Genomic DNA, 19,373 nt, shown 5'->3' with positions numbered 1-19,373 from the left:
TTGCTGGGCAACCCGGGACATAGATCTCGGTTCTGACCTCGCGCCCGCCAGAAACGGTAAGCCTCCCACGGAATTGCCACAGATGGTTCCTTTTCTTGCGGAAAAACGTGGTTCCGACCTCGTCTCCGTTATGCTGGTGTGTTAGCTTCTCTGACCAGATTCTGTATTTCGACAAACGTGAGTGGGGAGATTTTCCGACGGTCTCCCGTCTCAGTGTAGAGAATGCTGGTGGTGATTTCTCGATCCGGGTAGACCTCGTTGGCGACGTGGTAGTAGACGCTCAGTTGCTTGCGGTACTCTTTTTCACCGTGTCGCCCACGGTCGGTCTTGTAGTCGACAATCTCGACACGGTCCGGCGTCACGTGAACCAGGTCGACGACTCCAGAGATGGTTACACGTTCTCCATCAACCGTGAGCGGCAGGTACGCGTCCTCCTCGACTAACAACTCGCCGTCAAGCTCATCGAGGAACTCCTTGACGTGCTCTTCGTCAGTATTCCGCGGCTCGACACCCTCACCGAGCACGTACGCCTCGGCGAAGTCGTGGACCTGCGTCCCGAACTCGGTCCCGCGGCCGCCTTCGACGTCCTCAAAGACGTCGTCGCGCATGAGCGTGTGCGGAGTGTGGCCGCGTGGGCCCTCCGGGACCGGCATCTCGACCTGGAGCGCAGTCTGTTCCGTCTCGTCTCGTGTGCTCTCCGCGACGTCGGGGGTGACTGTCTCCACCTCGACTGGGAGTTCTTCGATGAAGGTGTTCGGGTCCTCGCCGGCGGTGAAGACGACGTGGCTCTCGGCACGCGTGATGGCGACGTAGAGGAGCCGGCGCTCCTCGTCGTAATTGCGAGGCAAACACTTCCGGAGGACGTCGGCCTGCCAGTTGTCGTAGACGTGCGGCAGCCCGTGCGCTTTCTCCGAGTACACTTTTCGCTGCCGCAAGCCGACCGGGTCGTCGTAGCGAATCACCCCGCCACCACCGCCACCTGGCGGGAATCGCCCGCTGTTCATGTTCGCGAGGATGACGATGGGGTACTCAAGACCCTTGGTGGCGTGAATCGTCTGGACTGTCACCGAGTTCGTTCCCGCGCCGGCGTGCACTTCGTGGGTACTCCCGGCCTCGATGGCGCGTTCGATGAACCGGATGAGGTCACCACGCGTCTGCGTGGTCGCGTTGTGGACGGACTGGAGCGTGTGCAGGACCACGTCGGCGGTCGGCCCGTCGTAGCCGTAGCGGGCGAACACGCGCCGCGCGACGCCGCCGAGCGTCTCCATCGACCCTAATTCCTCGCGGAACGCCGCCACGTTCTCGGGGTACGCTTCGCGTTCGAGGATCGCGTCGATCTCGTCGAGCGTGTAGCCCGCTCGCTCGAGCACGACCGCCCAGCCGCGGTCGATGTCGTCTTCGAGGATGCGCAGCCAGGCGAGCAGGAGCTTCGCCTGATCAGTTCGGAAGAGCTCGATGCCGCCCTCGTACGCCATCGGCAGGCCGTACTCCTCGGCAGTCCCGAGCAACTCGCGGCCGAAGTCACGAGTGCGCGTCAGGACAGCGATGTCACCGTACTGCGGCGACCGGAGATCCCCGTCCTCGTCCTCGACGCGGTAGTCCTCGTTGCCGACGATTTCCTGTACCTTTGCCAGCACCGCCTCCTGCTCCTCGTCGCTCTGGACGGCCTCGATGGTGGTGTTCTCGTAGTCCGCGTTCGACTCCAGCGAGACGATGCGATCGTCGACCGCCCCGACGTCGACGTCGTCGCGATTCGCCGCAGGGACTCGCAGGCCGTGTTCCGAGAAGTCGAGGATCTCCTGGGTGGAGCGGTAGTTCTCGATGAGTTCGATGGTGGTGACGGGCCTCGTCGGGAACGAGATGCGTTCGTGGTCGCTGTTCAGCTGGTCGACGAACCGATCGAGGCGGGCTTCGAACTCGACGATGTTGTCGACGTCGGCGTACTGGAAGCTGTAGATGCTCTGCTTCCAGTCCCCGACGACGCAGACGTTGTTCGTCCCCGCGAGCAACAGCGCGAGTTTGAACTGGATCTCGCTGGAGTCCTGGAACTCGTCGACCATCACGTACTCGAACGCGACGTCGTCGCGCAGCTCGTGGTTCTCACAGAGGAGGACGAACGCGAACAGCTGGAGCATCCCGAAGTTCAGGTAGTTCCGCCGCAGCGCGAACCGCAGGTACTCGTGGTAGACGTCGTGGACGAATCCCTTCAGTTCCGCCCGTTCCTCCTCGAAGACCCGCTGGGCGAGGTCGTCGGGCACCTGCTTGCCGCTGCCGCGAATCTCCGACTTCTCGGGTGCATCAGGCAGGTAGGTCTTATTTCGACCGTACCGGCCGAGTTTCGACCGGAGCAGCGACTGCTTGCTCCCGCCGTTCCGCGGTTCGTTCAGCTCGTCGAACAGCTGTTTGAACGCGGCGAAGTCGCCGTCGAGGTGCTGCTCGCCGTCACGGTACCAGCCCTCAGCGTCGGGGAACACACCCTTCGCTGCGAGCTGATTGACGAGATCGAGCAGCTCGTCCGGGTTCGAGAGCGCGCGGAAGACGTCGTCGTACTCGGGATGGTCGTCGCTGAACCGGTCGATGAACTCGCCGAACAGCGCTTGCTCGACGAGTTCGTCCTCGATGATTCGCGTCGACCCGGTGATGCGGTCGTCGATGCCGAGATATGTTGGCGCGGCGTGACCGTGCTCTTCGAGGACGTCGTGGCACAGCGAGTGGAACGTCTGGATGGGGGCGTCCGCGAGTTCGCGCATCCCGTAGTGACAGTGGCCCACGATGCGCTCTTTCATCTCCGCGGCCGCGTTGTTCGTGAACGTCACCAGCAGGACGTCATCAGGATCGACGCCGTCCTGGGAGACGATGTTGGCGTAGCGGCGCGTCACGGTGAACGTCTTGCCGGTTCCAGCGCCGGCGTCGACGAGGTGGAGACCGTCCGTGCTATCGATGAGTTCCTGTTGCTGATCGTTCGGTTCGAGGTCGGTCATCGGTCACCCTCCAAGAGTAGATCGCGGTTGTCCACGTAGCGGTAGTTCGGTTCGCCGCCGAGTCCGTCGATCGGGAAGCGCTCTGCCCCAGCGCGTCGTCGGTTCAACTCCTCGAGGCGCTCGTCGACGAACGCCTCGAACGCGTCCAGGTCGTTCTCGAAGAACGTCCGTCCACGGACGCGCGTCAACTGGCGCATCGCCTGCTTGCAGCCCGACTCGACGTACTTGTAGTCGCCGACGCAGTCCTTCATTCGTGCCGTCAACTCCTCGCCGAACGCCGACGCGATGAGTTCGTCGCTGTCAGTTGTGTCCGGGAGAGGGGCCTCGCCGAAGACCGCAGCGTAGTCCTCGTAGGCCACCTGCGAGAGCGTCTTCTGGCAGTTGTTCGCGCCGTCCGCGACCAACTCGTCGAAGAACGTCTTCGAGCGGGCGTACTCGTCGAACGGCATCGGGTGGTACGAGACCGTCGTCAGCGTGTCGTCGAGGTCGACCTCGCCCGCGACGACGTCGTCGAGCGTCTCCAAGAAGTGGAAGAACGTGAACTCCAGTTCCTGGTCGGGGTACTGCGAGCGCCAGTGCGTGAGGTACAGTAGTGCCTGGAAGTTCGGCGAATCGCTCGGCGGGTTGAGTGCCGAGTTCTTGACGACCTGGGAGGCGCTCTTGCGACGGCCGCTCTTGTGGTCGACCAGCCGCGACGGCGAGTGAATCAGGTCGATCTTGCCTTTCAGGCCCAGGTCGTCGTTCTCGAACCACCGTTCAGTGATGGGAGAGTCGACGGGCCGGTCGAAGCGTTCGGCGAAGACGTTGCTTCCCCAGTCGCTTGTGGTGGTGAGGAACTCGCCGTCGACCGGCGTGTTCTCCTCGAAGAAGGCGACGATGGTCTCCAGGCCGGCGCGGTACTTCGTTCGCCTCGTCGCTTCGTCGACCGACCGGACGAACGGTCGCGTCTCTTCGAGAATGTAGTCCACGACGTCGTCGATGACGTCCTCGTCGACGAACTCGGGGTGGTGGATGTAGAACTCGGCGAAGTCGTGGAAGAGATTTCCCTCCGTGAAGTAGTCCTTGTCGGGGCCGTCGACGAGCCTGCCGAAGAAGTGGTCGCGGGGCGAGTTGATGTACGTGCCGAGGCTCGACTGGCTGATCGTCGAGACTTCGCTGGTGGTGGCGTCGACCGGTTCCTTCTCGAAGCCGCCCCCGGAACGATCGAACTGTCGCGTGTGCGTTTCTGAATCCAGGTCGCTGAATCGTTCGAACTCCTCGTCGAGCAGTTCCTCGAAGTAGAGACACGGCGTCACCGGCGAGCCGCCTTTCGCGTCCTGCACGAGGTAGTATTGTGTCGTCCCGCTCTGAAGGAGGAGCTGGAACTGCTGGATGTTGCGCGTGTACTGGGCGTCCTGATCGACCCAGGGACGTCGCGGCGCCGAGTGCGTCCAGTCCTCGTCGAGTCCCAGGTAGAAGACGACCGGGCGATCGACGTACGCGGCCGACTTCGCGTCGGCGAGCAACACCCCCTCGTCGTCGCGGTCGACGGGGACCTCGTAGCTCTGGAGGTAGAACACGAGCTGGTCCACGGCGCGTTCGGTCGCACGCGTGTCGGCGATGCCGAGCGTCTCCAGCTCATCACGGAACGCGTCGAGTCGGCGATCTGCCCTGTCCTCGAACCTGTCGAGTGCCTCGGCGAACGTCCGGTCCCCGATGTGGTCACAGAAGTCGACGACCCAGTCCAGTTCGCGGTCGTCGAGTTCGTACAGCCGTTTTTCGTCGTGTTCGACGTCAAGAGAAACGTCGAGTCGTGCGAGGAGCGGCCGTACCTCGCCGACGCGAGTGTCGGTCCCGCCGTGTGCCGCGCGAAGCAACTGGACGAACGTGCGGTGGTCGGGGTGGTCGACGAAACCGGGGCCACCGTAGAACGGGACGTCGTCAGCCTCGAAGGCGGACTCGACGAGTGCCGAGAACTCACTCCCCTGATCGAGCACGACGGCGACGTCGTCGGCGTTCTCCTCGGTGACGGCGTCGACGACCGTGTCGACGATCGCCGTCGAGGAGTCGAAGATGTGGAACGGCGGTCGGTCGAACTCCCGGTCGTCGAACGTGTCGTACGTATCGTAGTCGTCGGGGAGGATCGAGCGCTCCAACCGGGTCAGCTGGTCGGCGCCGACGACCGCGACATCCCGGTCGGCGTCGATGCGGTAGTCGGTGAGTCGCTGCGACGTCGTCTCGAGGTCGGCGATGTACCCGACGGCTTGTCGTGTCGCGTCGTCGACGTACGCGTCGTAGTCGAGAATCGCCTCGAGGCGGCCGCGGTGTTCCCAGCACTGCAGAATGTTCCCAATGGCGTAGGCGCCGCGCTTCCAGTCCAAATCGGTCTGCTCGACGAGTTCGAGGAAGGCGATGCGGTCCTCGGCTTCTTCCCGGCGGCCCGCCGCGAGACGACGCGGCGTGATCGCGAACGAGCCGAGATGTGGCCGGTCGATACGGCGGTTCAACGCGCTGGCCAGCGGCGCGTCGGGCACGACGACGAGGTCGTATCCGGCGACCTCCTCGTAGAGGCCGTCGATCGATTTTGCCCGGGGAAATGACACGACAGAGACCGTCGGCTATCAACTAATAAAGGTTCATAGAACCACGAGATATCGACACCGCCATCCTGGAATCCGTCTCGGAGGTCTTCCTTAAGCAACGTCTTCTTCGCGTTCGATCGACACGTGTCTCACCTGTTTTGTTGAATCCGATGGCGAGGTCGGGGTCACCGTTTGAGCGCTTGTTCGAGGTCGTAGACTGTGACGGCCAACACGAGTTCGCGGAGCTCGCCCCTGTTAGGTCGAGCGATCCGCCCCGTCAACCGGGGAACCACAGTTAGCCAGTCTCGAACGCGCCCCCGCCAGTAGCGGTGTGACGGCTGCTAACCGTGGAGCGGCGCCGCTTCGAGCGGCGACCGTCGCCACACCCCGGCGAGCAGCGCGGACCAGACGACGCCGATGAAGGAGAACGCGAGGACCGTCGTGAGGACTCTCGGGTCCGAGAACTCGGTCGTCGCGATGAACAGCGCGATCGCCGCGTTCCGGGCCGCGGTCGTCGTCGCCAACACCTCCCGCGTCGCTCGCGCCGGACCGCCGAGGCCGTACCCGGCGAGGAGCGACGCTCCGACGGCGACCGCCGAGAGCCCCAGCGTCCCCGTCCCGACGAGGGACGCCAGGCTGTCGCTGTAGACGACGACCAGCAGAACGATCAGCCCGACGAACGTGTAGTCGGAGAGCCGCTGGACGGGGGGATGGAGCCGGTCCGCGAGCGACGGCACAACGGACGACGTCCCGAGCCCGAGCAGTAGCGGAACCAGCTGGATGCCCAGAACCATCCGGCCGATCGCGACGGGATCGACGGCGGCATCGCCGGGGAGCAGCAGCCACAGGGAGGCGGGGATCGTCACGACCGAAAGCAGACAGAGGATCGCCATGAGGCCGCTCGCGAACGCCACGTCGCTGTCGGAGAGCTCCGCGAGCTTCGGGCCGAACGGGGCTCCGGGCGACACCGCGAGCAGCACGATCCCGGCCGCGAACCCGGTCTCCACGGGAACCGCGTGCACGAGGAGGGCGGCGAGCAGCGGGACCGCGACGAGGTTCACCGCCAGGGAGTTCGTCAGCAGCCGCCGCTTTCGGAGCGCGTCGGTGATCTGGCTGACGGAGAGTTTCACGCCCATCGAGAACATCGTCGAGAGGACGAACACCGTCGTTACGGCTTCGACGACCGCCTGTCCGGAGGGCCCTGCCATTCCTCGTCTCGTACACGTTTCGGTGTCCGGTCGTTTGTCTGCTCCGGTTTTCGATGGTCGGTCCGTTCCGAGGGCTGCGGCGCGGCCGTCGCCGCGAGCAACAGCGTAATGGTCGCCCGGACTGTTTGTCGAGGTGACACGCTCATGGAGGATCCCCGCCGACTCGTGGCGTTCGAGGCCGACGGGTCCAGCCTTCGCGTCCGGGACACGTTACACGGGGAGGCGATCACGCTCCGGGCGGGACGGGACGTGGACCCGAAGCCGGCGCTGACGGACCTGTTCGTCGTGCCCGTCGACGACGCGGTGTCGTTCCGAACGGACGGTCTCCGGATCGGCCCGCACACGGGCGCGATCGTCCGCAGCGACACCGGCGACCACATCGGCGGCTTCTCCGAAGACTGGGTCGACCATCCGCGCGGCACGTACGTCGTCGACATCGGTGGCCCGGTGAAGCTGTACGTCCGGATCCCCGACACCGGGCTGTCGGGCGGGTACGAGACGCTCGAACGCAACGGCGGGACGCTCCACCTCGAGTTCGACGGGGACCGCACGGTGACCGTCGGTGCCCGCTCGCACCACGAGCGACCGGAGGCGCGGATCACCGTCCCGGACGACCCGACCGCGCTCGCGGAGGCGTTCTCCTACCTCGGGTCGTCGATCAAGGAGTTCTCGCCCGAGCGCTCCTGGCCGACCCTCCGCGGCCATCCCCCGGCGATCGCTCGCGGGGACGAACTCCGGATCCCGGACGCGCTCTCGAAGCCGCAAAGCGGGGTGACGGTTCGGGTTCCGCCGACGTACGCGGCCCTCTACGAGGTGGCGCCGCTCGCGTTCTACCTCGGCGCCGAGGTGGTGCCGGGGGAGCGCCCCGAGCTGCACCTCGAAAACGGCTACGTCGAGCCGCTGGAGACCCCGACGGAGCCCCTCGCGGACCGGGTCGACGCCCTGTTGGGCCGCGTGCTGTTGCTGGACTCGGTCGTTCGCGTCGGCGGGTATTTCTCGAACGCCCGGCACGAGTACGACGAGATCGCGGGCGACCTCCCGTTTTACCCCCCGGAGCTGTACGACGCGTCGCTGTCGGCCCAGCTGATGGAGTACCTGGAGGTCTCCCCGTCGCTGCTCGACCCCCACGTCCCGGAGCGACCGCTGCGGGCGACGCTCCGGGACGACCCGGTCGACGCCGAGCTGATCCCCCACCTGCTGAACGACCTCGCGTCCGTCTCGGTCGACCGGGACGGCGAGCGGTCCTCGATCGGGACCGGCGACCGCGACGCACTCGCCGTCGGGCGGACCGGTCGTCCGGTTGCGAGCGGCGAGACGCTCCTCGTCCCCGGCGCCTACGAGGCGGGGCTCGACCGGTCGCCGCGCGAGGTGTCGGACGGTGAGGTGCTGTTCGTCATCGACGGCGAGCAGGCGGCCGCGTGGCGCGGGGTTCGCGATGCGGTGACCGAGGAGTTGGACCCCACCGTCTCGGTCGGCGACGTGCTGGTGGACCCGACCAGCGAGGCGCTCGCGGCCGCCCTCGGCGACGGGTACGACCTCGTCTGCTGTCTGCGTCCGGCGGTCGACGGCGGCGTCGCCTGCGCCGACGGCGTGCTCTCGCCGGACGAGGTCGACGCGGTCGACGCGTGGGGGCTGCTGCTCGCGGGGCCGGAGGCGCTCGACGTCTCGGCGGCGCTCTGTGACCGGGAGGTCGTGACGGCGCTCGCGACGGCCGACCCTCCGACGCCGACGACTGTCCGGCGGTTGCTCCGATGTCTCGTTCGGGGGCACGGCTTCGCGGAGGCCGCGCGGTTCGTCGGGAGCCAAGAGCTCGGCGACCACTGGACCGTGGGCGCGCAGCCGCGGCCGGTGTTCCGGCGCGAGGGCGGGTCGATCCCGATCCGGGTCTCGGTCGAGTCGGAGGCGCCGGACAGCTACCGCCTCTCGGTGTGGACCCACTTCGTCCGGGAGAACCGGCTCGGTTCCGTCACCGCCCTCTACGACGACGCCACGCCCGACGCGTTCCAGCTGACCGGGAGCGACGTCGAGCAGCCCGTCGCCCGGTCGGCGGAGAAGGTCGCCGAGCTCCTCCGAGACCCCGACTACATCGTCCGCCTCGACGGGACGCCCTATCACGGCGAGACGGAGCCGACTCCGGCGTTCGTCCGCGAGTTCGTGAGCGAGCGGCTCGACGACGAAGCGTCGCGCTGACGGGAGCGGTCACTCCTCGAACGACGCCATCCGCGCGAGCGTCTCGGCCAGCCGCGAGCCCTCCGGGACCGCCTCGCGGAAGGCGTCCGTCCCGAACGCGACGCCGTCGTTGACGGTGAGGAAGCCGAGTTCCTCCGGCGGCCCGTCGAGCCCGGTCAGGAACGCCACCTTGCGGACCGCTGGCACGTCCGCGACGCGGCCGCGGCTCTCGACGGAGGCGTACAGCGAGGCGTGTTCGGCCACGTGGTGGACGCAGGTCGGCGTGGGCGCGAACAGCAACAGCAGTTGGACCGCAGGCGTGGTCCGGCCGAGCGTCGGCCGGACGGCGTGGTCCTCGTCGCGGTAGAAGTAGCGCTCCATCCGGCGGTACTGTCGCAGCACCTCGTTGGCGCCGGTCGATCGCCTGACCGCGGCGTCCGCCTTCAGTTCGACGAGGTAGTCGACGCGCTCCGGCGTCCGCGCCCGGACGTACGCGTCCGCGACGCCGTGGGCTCCCTCGGCGTCGTACGGCTCCTCGAGTCGGACCTCGGCGGCGTCCGGGACCGCCTCGAAGTGGTCGACGAGCGCGGTCGCCAGCTCGTCCTCGCGCATTCGTGCGGATCCGCGGCCGCCTCGGATAAATCGGTGTCCATCGGTTGCCCGCCGGTCGCGGGGGGCGGACCCCGCCGGTCGCAAAGGGCGAAGCGTTGACCGCCCACTTCCCCGGTCGCGGGGGGCGGAAGCGCTGACCGCCCACTCCCCCGGCCGCGGCGGGCACCCTTTTGTCCCGGGCGACCGCACGGCACCCCATGACGGCCGTCTGCTTCGACATGTACGGAACGCTGTGTGACACCGGGAGCGTCGTGGACGCGCTCGCCCGCGAACTCGACGTCTCCGACGCGCTCGTGAGCGAATTGGACGCGACGTGGCGGACTCGCCAGCTCCAGTACAGCTATCAGCTCGCGCTGATGGACGAGTACCGCCCGTTCTGGCAGGTGACTCGCGACGCGCTCGACTACGCGCTCGCGCGGTACGACCTCGATCCCGACGAGGAGACGCGGCTCGCGGTGCTGACCGGCTACGAGGAGCTGACGCCGTTCCCCGGCGCGGTCGACGCGCTGGAGACGCTCGGCGACGCCGGCCACACCGTCGCGGTCCTGTCGAACGGCAACCCCGCGATGCTGGAGACGCTCGCGGAGAACGCGGGGCTCGCGCCCCACCTCGACGAGGTGATAAGCGCCGACGCGGTGGAGACGTTCAAGCCCGCACCCGCCGTCTACGAGCACGCCGCGGGGGCGCTCGGGGAGCCGATCGAGGACTGCTGGCTCGTCACCAGCAACGCGTGGGACGCTGCGGGCGCGGGGAGCGCCGGCATGCGGACCGGCTGGGTGAACCGCGCCCGCGACCCCCACGAGCGCATCGGCCCGGCGGTCACCGCCGTCGCGCCCGACCTCCCGGGGATCGTGCCCGAGGTCCTGTGACTACTCCTCGGACTCCGAGTCGGCTTCGTCGGTGACGGCCCCCTCCGACCGGTCCGTCACTCGGTCCACCGCCGCCGCCGCGCCCGCCGCGCCCGCGAGCCCGACCGCACCCGACACGACGCCGAATCCCGGCACGCTGCCGTCGGTCGCACCGCTCCCGGTCGCGTCCGTCGCGCCCGACTCCGTGGCGGTCGACGCCGGCGTCGCGGTTCCGCCGTTCCCGCTCCCGCCGTCCCCGCTCTCGCCCGTACCGCCTGCACCGCCCGCCGACAGATCCTCGCGAGAGAGGTCTCCGACGGTGACGTACGGGAGCACTGCCGGCGAGTCCGGCCCGTACTCGGAGAGCACCGCGGCGCGGTCGACGCCCTCCGGCGTGACGGCGTCCATGACGCGCGGGTCGTTCTCTCCGGTGCCGCCGCCGATGGTGTGTTCGCCCGCCTCGGCGGCGACGGCGCGGAGGCCGCCCTCCCCGAAGCCGTCGAAGGGACAGACGACCGCGGCGAGCGCGACGCCCGTCCCCTCCGTGTCCCAGCCGATGGGGTCCCGCGGGACGCCGACGGTGATCGTCGTCTCGCCAGACGTCACCGTCACGTCCGTGGTGACGCCGTCGCCGGCGGCGTTCTCGACCGTGGCGCCGGACTCGGGATTCACGTTGATCCGGTAGTTGTACGGCGCCTCGAAGGCGACGTTGGTGGCGGTCCGACCCCGCGTCGTCGCCGGGTCGTCCGTCTCGGGGTCATTTATGTACACCTGCGGGAGCTGGTGGCTGAACCCCACGTCGAACCCCCATGGGTTCCGCAGGGGCTCGGCGAACTCGAACTCGAAGCGGACGCGGTCGCGGGACTGGCGGACCGTCAGCCCCGCGAGGTCCCACGCGCCCTCGTAGTAGTCGCCGCCGGTCGGCGTCTCGTAGTTCCCTGGCCCCGGCGGCGTGCCGGTCGGCGCGTCGAACGACGCCACCTCCTCGAACGGCGTCACGAGCGGGACGTAGCCGATTTCGGCGGGCCGGCTCTCCGTGTACTCGAGCGCCTTCTCGCGGTCCACGTCCGCGTCGACCAGCAGGTCCACGACGTTCGGGTTCGCGTCGTCGTCCCGGCCGCCCCCGAACGCGTGGGCGCTCGCCTCGGCGTTCACCGGGACGACGTTTCCGGGCGCGTCGGGGTCGTAGCCGAGCAGGAGCGGGACGACGTTGAGGTCCTCGACGCCGCGCCCCTCGGCCGCGGCGGCGTCGACCGCCGCCTTCGGCACCGACGCGACGACCGCGTCCGTGGCGTCGTTGGTGGCGACCTCTCCCTCGGCGACGACGTTCCCCTCGGAGTCCTCCAGCCGCGCACCTCGCTGACCGTCCACGACGAGGCGACGCCGGTACGGGGCCGCGAGCGTCGCGTTGACGCCCTCGCGCGCCGCCGTCGTGCCGCCGTCCGCCTCGGGGTCGCGGAGGTACACCTGCAGGTGCTGGTGGGAGAAGCCTTCGGGGTAGTCTCGGGGGTTCGTCAGGTCGCTGTCCACCTGCGCGCGGAACTGGTAGGCGTCGGCGGTCTCGCGCACGTCGAAGGCGACGAGGTCGAAGGCGCCCTCGGCGTACTCGTCGTCGGTCGGGTAGGTGTAGCCGCCGGGACCGTGGTCGGTTCCCGAGGGTGCCTCGAAGGCCGCGACCTCCTCGCCGAGGTCCAGCAGGCTCGGCGTCTCCAGCACCGCGACCGTCTCCACCTCAACGGCGGTGGCGTCGGAGGGCGTCTCGACGCTCACGTCGGCGCCGGAGACGAGGTCGGTGCCGCCGACCTCCGGCCTGAGGTACACCGTCGCGGGGCCGTCGTCGAAGTTGATCAGGACGACGACGCGCTCCGGGCCGGCGACGTCGCGGTCGTCGAGGTCGCTCGCGTCGCGGCCGAACGCCAGCACGTCGCCCTGCCCGCTGTGCCACGCGCCCGACAGCGCGGCGCCGGGTTTGAGCGCGTCGAGGTCGTGATACGCGCCGATCAGGTCCCGGTAGAAGGCGAGGTGGGCGTCGTCGTACTCCGTCCAGTTCATGAACGCGCGCTTGCGGCCCCCCGGAGACACGTCGCCGCTTCTGGGGTCGTCCGAGCCCCGGTGGCGCCCCTCGCCGAACTCGGAGATGGCGCGCTCCTGTCCGTAGTAGACGTGCGGGACGCCCGGTAGCGTCACGCCCGCCGCCCACGTCGCGCGCTGGGCCTTCCTCGGGTCGCCCCGCGAGCCGTCGAGCGCCTCGTTGAGCGCGCGGAGCTCGTCGTGATTCTCGATGCAGTTCAGGAACAGCGTGTGGTCCGGGAAGCCGCGGGCGGGGCGGTCCCGGACCGCGTCCAGCAGGGTCTCGCCGCCGGCCTCGCCGCGGGCGACCGCGTGCGCGCCGGTGGTGAACCGCCCGGTGTCGAAGTGCATGTCGAACTCGTTCTCGGCGAAGGCGGGGTCGTTGGGGATCGCCTCGTCGAGCAGGAGGAACTCCGCGTCGTTGGCCCGACAGACCTCGCGCACGTCCTTCCAGAACGAGTGGGGGACGCCCCACGCGATGTCGCAGCGGAAGCCGTCGACGCCGACCTCGCCCGACCAGAAGTCCGCGACCGCGAGCATGTACGCGCGGAGCGCGACGTTGTCGAAGTTGAAGTTGGGGTGGAGCCGCAGGTTCCAGAACCCGGTCGCGTGCGGCGCCGGTTCGACGGTCTCCCCGCCCTGGACCAGCGGCGCGTCGATCCGGTCGAACCAGTCGAACGTGTCGGCGTCGGTCGCCCACGACTCGACGGTCGGCCAGAACTCCGGCTCCGTCGACCGGCTCGCGATGGTCTCCTGAAACTCGGGCATCGAGCGCCCGCAGTGGTTGACCACCAGATCGAGAACCACCCGAATGTCGCGCTCGTGGCAGGCGTCGATGAACTCCCTGTAGGCCGTCAGGGGGTCCGTTCCCGCCGGCGCGAGGTCCTCGGCGACCCCGAAGTAGTCGGTGATGTCGTAGCCGTGCGGGCCGCCGCCTGGCAGTTCGCGCTCGGCGCTGACCGCGGGGTGGATCGGCGTGAGCCACACCGCGTCGACGCCGAGTTCGTCGAGGTAGTCGACGCCGCGGGCGGGCGGGGGCTCCTCGCCCTCGCCGACCGCGTCCGGGTCGACGCTCCCGTCGACCAGCGTCTCGAAGGTGGTCCCGCCCCGGACGCCGGCCCACGAGCGCGTGAAGATCTGGTAGACGACCCCCTCGCGGATCCACTCGGGCGGGCGGTTCGGCAGGTCGACGCTTCCGTCGGGGTGGAGTTCGACGGTGTCGACCACGCTCGTCCGCTCGCCGTCGTGCGCCACCGCGTGGACGCGGGCGGACTCCCCGTCGAGCGCGCTCGCGTCGACGGTCGCGGTCGTTCCTGCGCCCTCCCCCTCCGCGACGACCTCGACGTCGGTCGTGGCGAGCGCGTCGCGGTCGTCCGCGAGGAAGTGCGCCGAGAGGTCGTCGGGCGTCGCGTCGCTGTCGGGGGCGAGTTCGGCGTTCGAGTCGACCGTGAACGTCCCCGCGGCGTCGTCGTAGGTCGCGCCGAGTTCGACGCGCGGCGGCCCGCCGGCTGCGTCGGGGCTCGGCGCCGGCAGCGCCTCGACGGTCAGCCGGTGCGTGCCGTCGGGGGCGTCGAGTTCGAGGACGTAGGTGCCCGGCGCGTCAGCCTCGAACTCCGCGACGTTGTCCCGGCCTTCGTCGTAGCGCGGCCGGTCCTCGTACAGCGAGGATGCGAAGGTGAGGCCGGTCTCTCCGTTCGCCTCACCGTCCCCCTCGCCGCCCGTCTCCGCGCCCGCATCGCTCGCGTCCGGACGCTCGATCACCGACCACTCGAAGTCGTCGGCGGCGTAGCCGTCCGGGTCGCGGGAAGGGGACGGAATTCCGGGCGCGAGGTTGTCGCGGTCGGTGATGTGGTCCGGGCCGACCCACGCGCTGTTCCAGAGCTTCTCCCCGACCGTGACGAACCGGGGATGGCCGGGGTGGAAGGAGTCGGTGCCGGTCGGCGTTCGCGCGGCGGGCGCGGTCCCGTCGGCGTCGATACCGCGGTCGTCGGCGCTCCCGGCCGCGGTGGTCGCACCGGGGACCGCGCCGAACACGCCGAGTCCGGCGATGCCGCCCAGAAGCGACCGCCGGTGGATCGCGGTCGCGTCGCGGTCGCTGCTTCCTCGCGCTACGTCGGTCAGTCGCGTCGCGTCGTCGGTGGGTGGGTCCTCGCTCATGGCTGTGAGCGCGAGCGCCGTGCCAACGCGTGGCGCGCTCGCGGGATACCTTCCGGTCCTCCGGCACCCGGTTAAATCTTTATGTGATTTTACTTCACAAGTACTCGCTCCGGCCGTGCGCATGCGGTGCTGTCGCGGTCGGCGCGCGCCGTGGCGACCGCGAAGCGTGTCGCCGCGGCCGAGGCTGGGGAGGTGTGAGGCAGGGGCGGCGTGAGGCTGTGGAGGCGTGAGGCTTCGGTGCGGTTGCAGGGCGGTTGCGGTGCTGTGCGGAGCGGTTCGGGGTAGGACTGAACGAAGCGGGACGGCGGCGAGCGCGCCGCCCGGTCAGTCCTGCGCCTCCCAGGGCGTCCGCTCGGCGTCGACGAACTCGAACAGGGACGCGTAGTCGTCGGGGAGCTGGTCGCGGAGCTGGTCGGTCTGGCCGCCCGGCAGCTGGTCGGCGACGAGCGCGACGACCGCCTTCGCGTAGAAGTCGGCGTCCGACGGGTCGATGGCGCCGCCCTTGCCGAAGGACACGTCGACGTCGTCGTAGTTGGCGCGGTCGGTCACGCGCTCGATAAATTCGTCATAGTCGAACCGCTGCCCGTGCTCGACCGCGAGCAGGAACCGGTCGATCTCCATCGGGAGGGGGCTGGCGAGGTCGGTCGCCCCGCCGGCGTCGACGCGTTCGCCGAGCGTCGAGAGGACCGCCCGCGTCGCACGCACGGCCTCCCCCTGCGTGCCGCCCTCGATGCGGTGCTGTACCTCGCCGGTGAAGTCGTCGAAGTTCATGGGTGATCCCCCGCTCGGGAGTGCTCCCGACGCGGGCCGGTTCGAGGTTACTCGCCTCGCCGGAAAGGGTTGGTGGCCAGACACGACGGCGGGGCGCGTCGACCGCGGACCGGACCGTCGGTCCGCGACCGGCGTTCACGACCGCCGGACGCGGACCACTTTCGCCCCGCCGCCGGAGAGGTTTTAACCCCCAGCGAGCAAGAACCGCCACAGAATGAGCTTCCAGTCGACCCTCGGCGAGGGGGAGGGGATCGCGGACGAGCTGGCCGAGAACCAGCGCCAGATCTCCATCGCCGAGTTCTTCGAGAAGAACAAACACATGCTCGGGTTCGACTCGGGCGCCCGGGGGCTCGTGACGGCAGTCAAGGAGGCCGTCGACAACGCCCTCGACGCGACCGAGGAGGCCGGCGTCCTCCCCGACATCTACGTCGAGATCACGGAGGTCGGCGACTACTACCGACTCGTGATCGAGGACAACGGGCCCGGGATCACGAAGGAGCAGCTCCCGAAGGTGTTCGGGAAGCTGCTGTACGGCAGCCGGTTCCACGCCCGCGAGCAGAGCCGCGGCCAGCAGGGGATCGGTATCTCCGCGGCCGTGCTCTACTCGCAGCTCACCTCCGGCCAGCCGGCGAAGATCACCTCGCGGCCGAAGGGGCAGGAGGAGGCCCAGTACTTCGAGCTGATCATCGACACGGACGAGAACGAACCGGAGATCAGCGTCGACGAGACGACCACGTGGGACCGCCCGCACGGCACCCGGATCGAGCTGGAGATGGAGGTGAACATGCGCGCCCGCAACCAGCTCCACGACTACATCAAACACACCGCGGTCGTCAACCCGCACGCACGGATCGAGCTCCGCGAGCCGGGGCTCGACGAGCCGCTGAAGTTCGAGCGGGCGACCGACCAGCTCCCCGCGGAGACCGAGGAGATCCGCCCGCACCCACACGGCGTCGAACTCGGGACGCTGATCAAGATGCTCGGCGCGACCGATTCCTACTCCGTCTCCGGCTTCATGCAGGAGGAGTTCACCCGGGTCGGCAAGAAGACGGCCGACTCGGTGCTGGACAACTTCCGCGACCGCCACTTCGGCCGCGAGATGGCGTGGTCGCCGCCCGAGGCGCACGACGACGCGGACGTGGCCCGCGCCGTGCAGTCCGCGGTCTCGAACAAGGGGAAGGAGGCGACCGCGGCGTTCGCGGACGGCGTGGCTGATACGGTCTCGAACAACGAGCACCTCACCCGGTTCGAACTCCGAGCGATCGTCGACAACGTCGCCGACGGGGTCGAAGAGGATACGGGACGCACCTTCGGGGCGACGGTCCGCGAGAACGCGACCGCGGCGGCGTGGGAGGCGATATCGGGCGCGAGCGCCGACGGCGAAGCGGACGACGAGCGGCTGATCCCGGACCTGTACGCGCTCACGGACGAGGCGACGAGCACGCGCAAGGACGACGCCGACGTGGAGGCGCTCGCCGAGGCGCTGGCGTATCGCTTCGCCGACCTCGACGACGACCGCTTCCGGCTGAACCGTGACGACCTCGACCGGCTCGTCGCCGACGCCGCGGCCTTCGTGGCCGAACAGCGCGAGGCCACCTTCGGCGAGACCGCCCGCGAGAACGTCGCCGACGCGCTGTGGGCGCGGATGCGGACCGTGCCCGACGAGACGCCGAACGTGGGATCGGTCGCGGAGGACCGCGACGCGGCGGCCGAGCTGCTGGAGGCGATGCGCGAGACGGACATCCTCGCGCCGCCGACCGACTGCCTGGCGCCCATCACCGAGGAACTGGTCGAGGCCGGCCTGCGCAAGGAGTTCGACGCGGACTTCTACGCGGCCGCGACCCGCGACGCGGAGGTCCACGGCGGCGACCCCTTCATCGTGGAGGCCGGCATCGCCTACGGCGGCGAGATACCGGCCGACGGCACCGCGCAGGTGATGCGCTTTGCCAACCGCGTTCCCCTCGTCTACCAGCGCGGCGCCTGCGCGACGACCGACGTGGTCAAGCGCATCGGCTGGCGCAACTACGGGCTCGACCAGCCCGGCGGCAGCGGGATCCCGAAGGGCCCGGCGGTGATCATGGTCCACGTCGCCTCGACGAACGTGCCGTTTACGAGCGAGTCCAAGGACGCGCTCGCGAACATCCCGGAGATCGAAGACGAGATCGAACTCGCCATCCGGGAGGCCGCCCGCGAGCTGAAGTCGTTCCTCAACAAGCGGCGCTCGATGCAGAAGCGCCGCGAGAAGCAGGACGTGCTCGGCCGCATCCTCCCGGAGATGGCCGACAAGGTCGCGGAGGTGACCGGGCGCTCGCGGCCGGACATCGACGGCGCGCTCGCGCGCATCATGAACAACGTCAGCGTCGAGCGCGAAATCGACGACGGCACCGTCACGCTCCGGGTCGAGAACTACTCCGACACCAACGAGGACCTGGAGGTCACGGAAATCGTCTCCGCGGAGCCGACCGACGCCTCCGACGGGACGGTCGTCGACATGGACGGCGAGTGGTTCCTCCAGTGGAAGCCGACCGTCGCGGCCGGCGAGGAGGCGACCCTGACGTACGCGGTATCGGACGACGCCGACTTCGACGTGAGCGTCGACGGCGTCGAGACTGAGAAACTCACGGTGAACGCCTGATGGCTACCAACGAACAGGAAGCGCGAGAACAGCTCATCGACCTGGCGGCGGAGTTCTACGACCAGTTCGCGGGCGGGCAGATCCCCGAGATGACCCTGCCCACGCGGACCAAGAGCAACATCGAGTACGACCCCGAAAGCGGCGTCTGGACGTACGGCGACCGCACCTCGACGCGCAGCGCCAACTCCGTGCGCGGCGCGCGGAAGCTGCTGAAGGCGGTGTACACGATCGAGTTCCTCGCCGACCAGTTGGAGGAGGACCGCTCGTCGACCCTACGTGAGCTGTACTACCTCTCGGAGTCGTGGGACAACGACGAGGCGCAGTTCAAGAGCCAGGACGAGTCGAACGACCTCGTCGAGGACCTCGAGATCGTCTCCGGGGTCACCCGCGAGGACTTCCACATGCGGCCGGAGGAGTCCGGCGCGACCCTGATGGGGCCGCTGGAGCTCCGCGAGCAGACCCGCCGCGGGGAACGCGAGATCCACTGTCAGGAGGACGTGGGCGAGGGCGGCTACCAGATCCCCAACAACCCGGACATGATCGAGTTCCTCGACCACGACATCGACTTCGTGATGTGCGTCGAGACCGGCGGCATGCGCGACCGGCTGGTCGAGAACGGCTTCGACGAGGCGTACAACTGCCTCGTGGTCCACCTCAAGGGCCAGCCGGCGCGCGCGACCCGGCGGATCACGAAGCGGCTCCGCGACGAACTCGAGCTTCCGGTGGTCGTCTTCACCGACGGCGACCCGTGGTCGTACCGCATCTTCGGCTCGGTGGCGTACGGCTCGATCAAGTCCGCGCACCTCTCGGAGTACCTCGCGACGCCCGAGGCGCGCTTCGTCGGGATCCGGCCCGAGGACATCGTGGAGTACGACCTGCCGAGCGACCCCCTCTCCGACTCCGACGTGAACGCGCTGGAGTCCGAGCTGGAGGATCCCCGGTTCCAGACCGACTACTGGGAGGAGCAGATCGAGCTCCAGCTCGACATCGGCAAGAAGTCCGAACAGCAGGCGCTCGCCAGCCGCGGGCTCGACTTCGTGACCGACACCTACCTCCCGGAGCGGCTCGACACGATGGGCGTGATCTAAGAGGGAGACTCTCGTCGGTGCGGTTTCTGTGACGGTGCCGGGGTCGGATCGGGCCGGCTACCCCTTTCAGTCCCACCCCGTACCGCCCCGCTCCTCCCCCACAGCACCGCAGGCCTCACACCTCCCCAGCCTCGGGCTGGACGCGGCCGCGGAGCCGCAACGCACCGCATCGCGGCCGCGTCCAGCCCTCCCTCGCGCGGTCGCGGCGACGCGCTTCGCGGTCGCCGCGGCGCGCGCCGACAGCACGGCACCGCGACCGCACCAGCACCGCGA

The 19,373-nt window shown here is 69.0% G+C and carries 10 protein-coding genes; 4 read left to right on the top strand and 6 right to left on the bottom strand.

What is annotated here, in order from left to right:
• Nucleotides 1–128: 128 nt before the first annotated feature.
• The 3 genes from ACQE3L_RS00820 to ACQE3L_RS00810 all read right to left on the bottom strand — a co-directional run bounded on the left by ACQE3L_RS00820 (nucleotide 129) and on the right by ACQE3L_RS00810 (nucleotide 6,750).
• Complete coding sequence (locus ACQE3L_RS00820; RefSeq protein ID WP_426961908.1) at nucleotides 129–2,981, bottom strand: UvrD-helicase domain-containing protein; 2,853 nt, start codon at nucleotides 2,979–2,981, stop codon at nucleotides 129–131.
• Nucleotides 2,978–5,563: a PD-(D/E)XK nuclease family protein gene (locus tag ACQE3L_RS00815; RefSeq protein WP_426961907.1), complete on the bottom strand. Its 2,586-nt coding sequence runs from the start codon at nucleotides 5,561–5,563 to the stop codon at nucleotides 2,978–2,980. The genes ACQE3L_RS00820 and ACQE3L_RS00815 overlap by 4 nt, the downstream gene beginning before the upstream one ends.
• Before the next feature lie 320 nt (nucleotides 5,564–5,883).
• Nucleotides 5,884–6,750 (bottom strand): bile acid:sodium symporter family protein, encoded by an 867-nt coding sequence (locus ACQE3L_RS00810; protein WP_426961906.1) that lies wholly within the window; start codon nucleotides 6,748–6,750, stop codon nucleotides 5,884–5,886.
• Between the two features lie 144 nt (nucleotides 6,751–6,894).
• Between ACQE3L_RS00810 and ACQE3L_RS00805 the strand changes: the two genes are divergently transcribed.
• Complete coding sequence (locus ACQE3L_RS00805) at nucleotides 6,895–8,940, top strand: hypothetical protein (protein ID WP_426961905.1); 2,046 nt, start codon at nucleotides 6,895–6,897, stop codon at nucleotides 8,938–8,940.
• Between the two features lie 9 nt (nucleotides 8,941–8,949).
• Here ACQE3L_RS00805 and ACQE3L_RS00800 read toward each other — a convergent pair whose 3' ends face one another.
• Nucleotides 8,950–9,531 carry a hypothetical protein gene (locus tag ACQE3L_RS00800; protein ID WP_426961904.1) on the bottom strand — a complete coding sequence of 194 codons (582 nt, stop codon included), beginning with the start codon at nucleotides 9,529–9,531 and terminating at the stop codon, nucleotides 8,950–8,952.
• Between the two features lie 197 nt (nucleotides 9,532–9,728).
• On the opposite strand from ACQE3L_RS00800, the gene ACQE3L_RS00795 reads away from it, so the two are divergent.
• Complete coding sequence (locus ACQE3L_RS00795; protein ID WP_426961903.1) at nucleotides 9,729–10,400, top strand: haloacid dehalogenase type II; 672 nt, start codon at nucleotides 9,729–9,731, stop codon at nucleotides 10,398–10,400.
• On the opposite strand, the gene ACQE3L_RS00790 is transcribed toward ACQE3L_RS00795, so the two are convergent.
• On the bottom strand, nucleotides 10,401–14,606 hold the full coding sequence (locus ACQE3L_RS00790) for a glucodextranase DOMON-like domain-containing protein (RefSeq protein WP_426961902.1): 4,206 nt from the start codon (nucleotides 14,604–14,606) through the stop codon (nucleotides 10,401–10,403).
• A gap of 324 nt (nucleotides 14,607–14,930) precedes the next feature.
• Nucleotides 14,931–15,377: a DUF2267 domain-containing protein gene (locus ACQE3L_RS00785; RefSeq protein WP_426961901.1), complete on the bottom strand. Its 447-nt coding sequence runs from the start codon at nucleotides 15,375–15,377 to the stop codon at nucleotides 14,931–14,933.
• 214 nt (nucleotides 15,378–15,591) lie between these two features.
• Between ACQE3L_RS00785 and ACQE3L_RS00780 the strand changes: the two genes are divergently transcribed.
• Together ACQE3L_RS00780 and ACQE3L_RS00775 are read left to right on the top strand one after the other, a co-directional pair.
• Complete coding sequence (locus tag ACQE3L_RS00780; protein WP_426961900.1) at nucleotides 15,592–18,012, top strand: DNA topoisomerase VI subunit B; 2,421 nt, start codon at nucleotides 15,592–15,594, stop codon at nucleotides 18,010–18,012.
• Nucleotides 18,012–19,100, top strand: a complete 1,089-nt coding sequence (locus tag ACQE3L_RS00775) for a DNA topoisomerase IV subunit A (protein ID WP_426961899.1) — start codon at nucleotides 18,012–18,014, stop codon at nucleotides 19,098–19,100. The genes ACQE3L_RS00780 and ACQE3L_RS00775 overlap by 1 nt, the downstream gene beginning before the upstream one ends.
• The last annotated feature ends 273 nt before the right edge of the window (nucleotides 19,101–19,373 follow it).

This window comes from Haloparvum alkalitolerans (assembly GCF_050122995.1).
Lineage (GTDB): Archaea > Halobacteriota > Halobacteria > Halobacteriales > Haloferacaceae > Haloparvum > Haloparvum alkalitolerans.
This window is presented reverse-complemented; position numbering and strand designations above follow the sequence as displayed.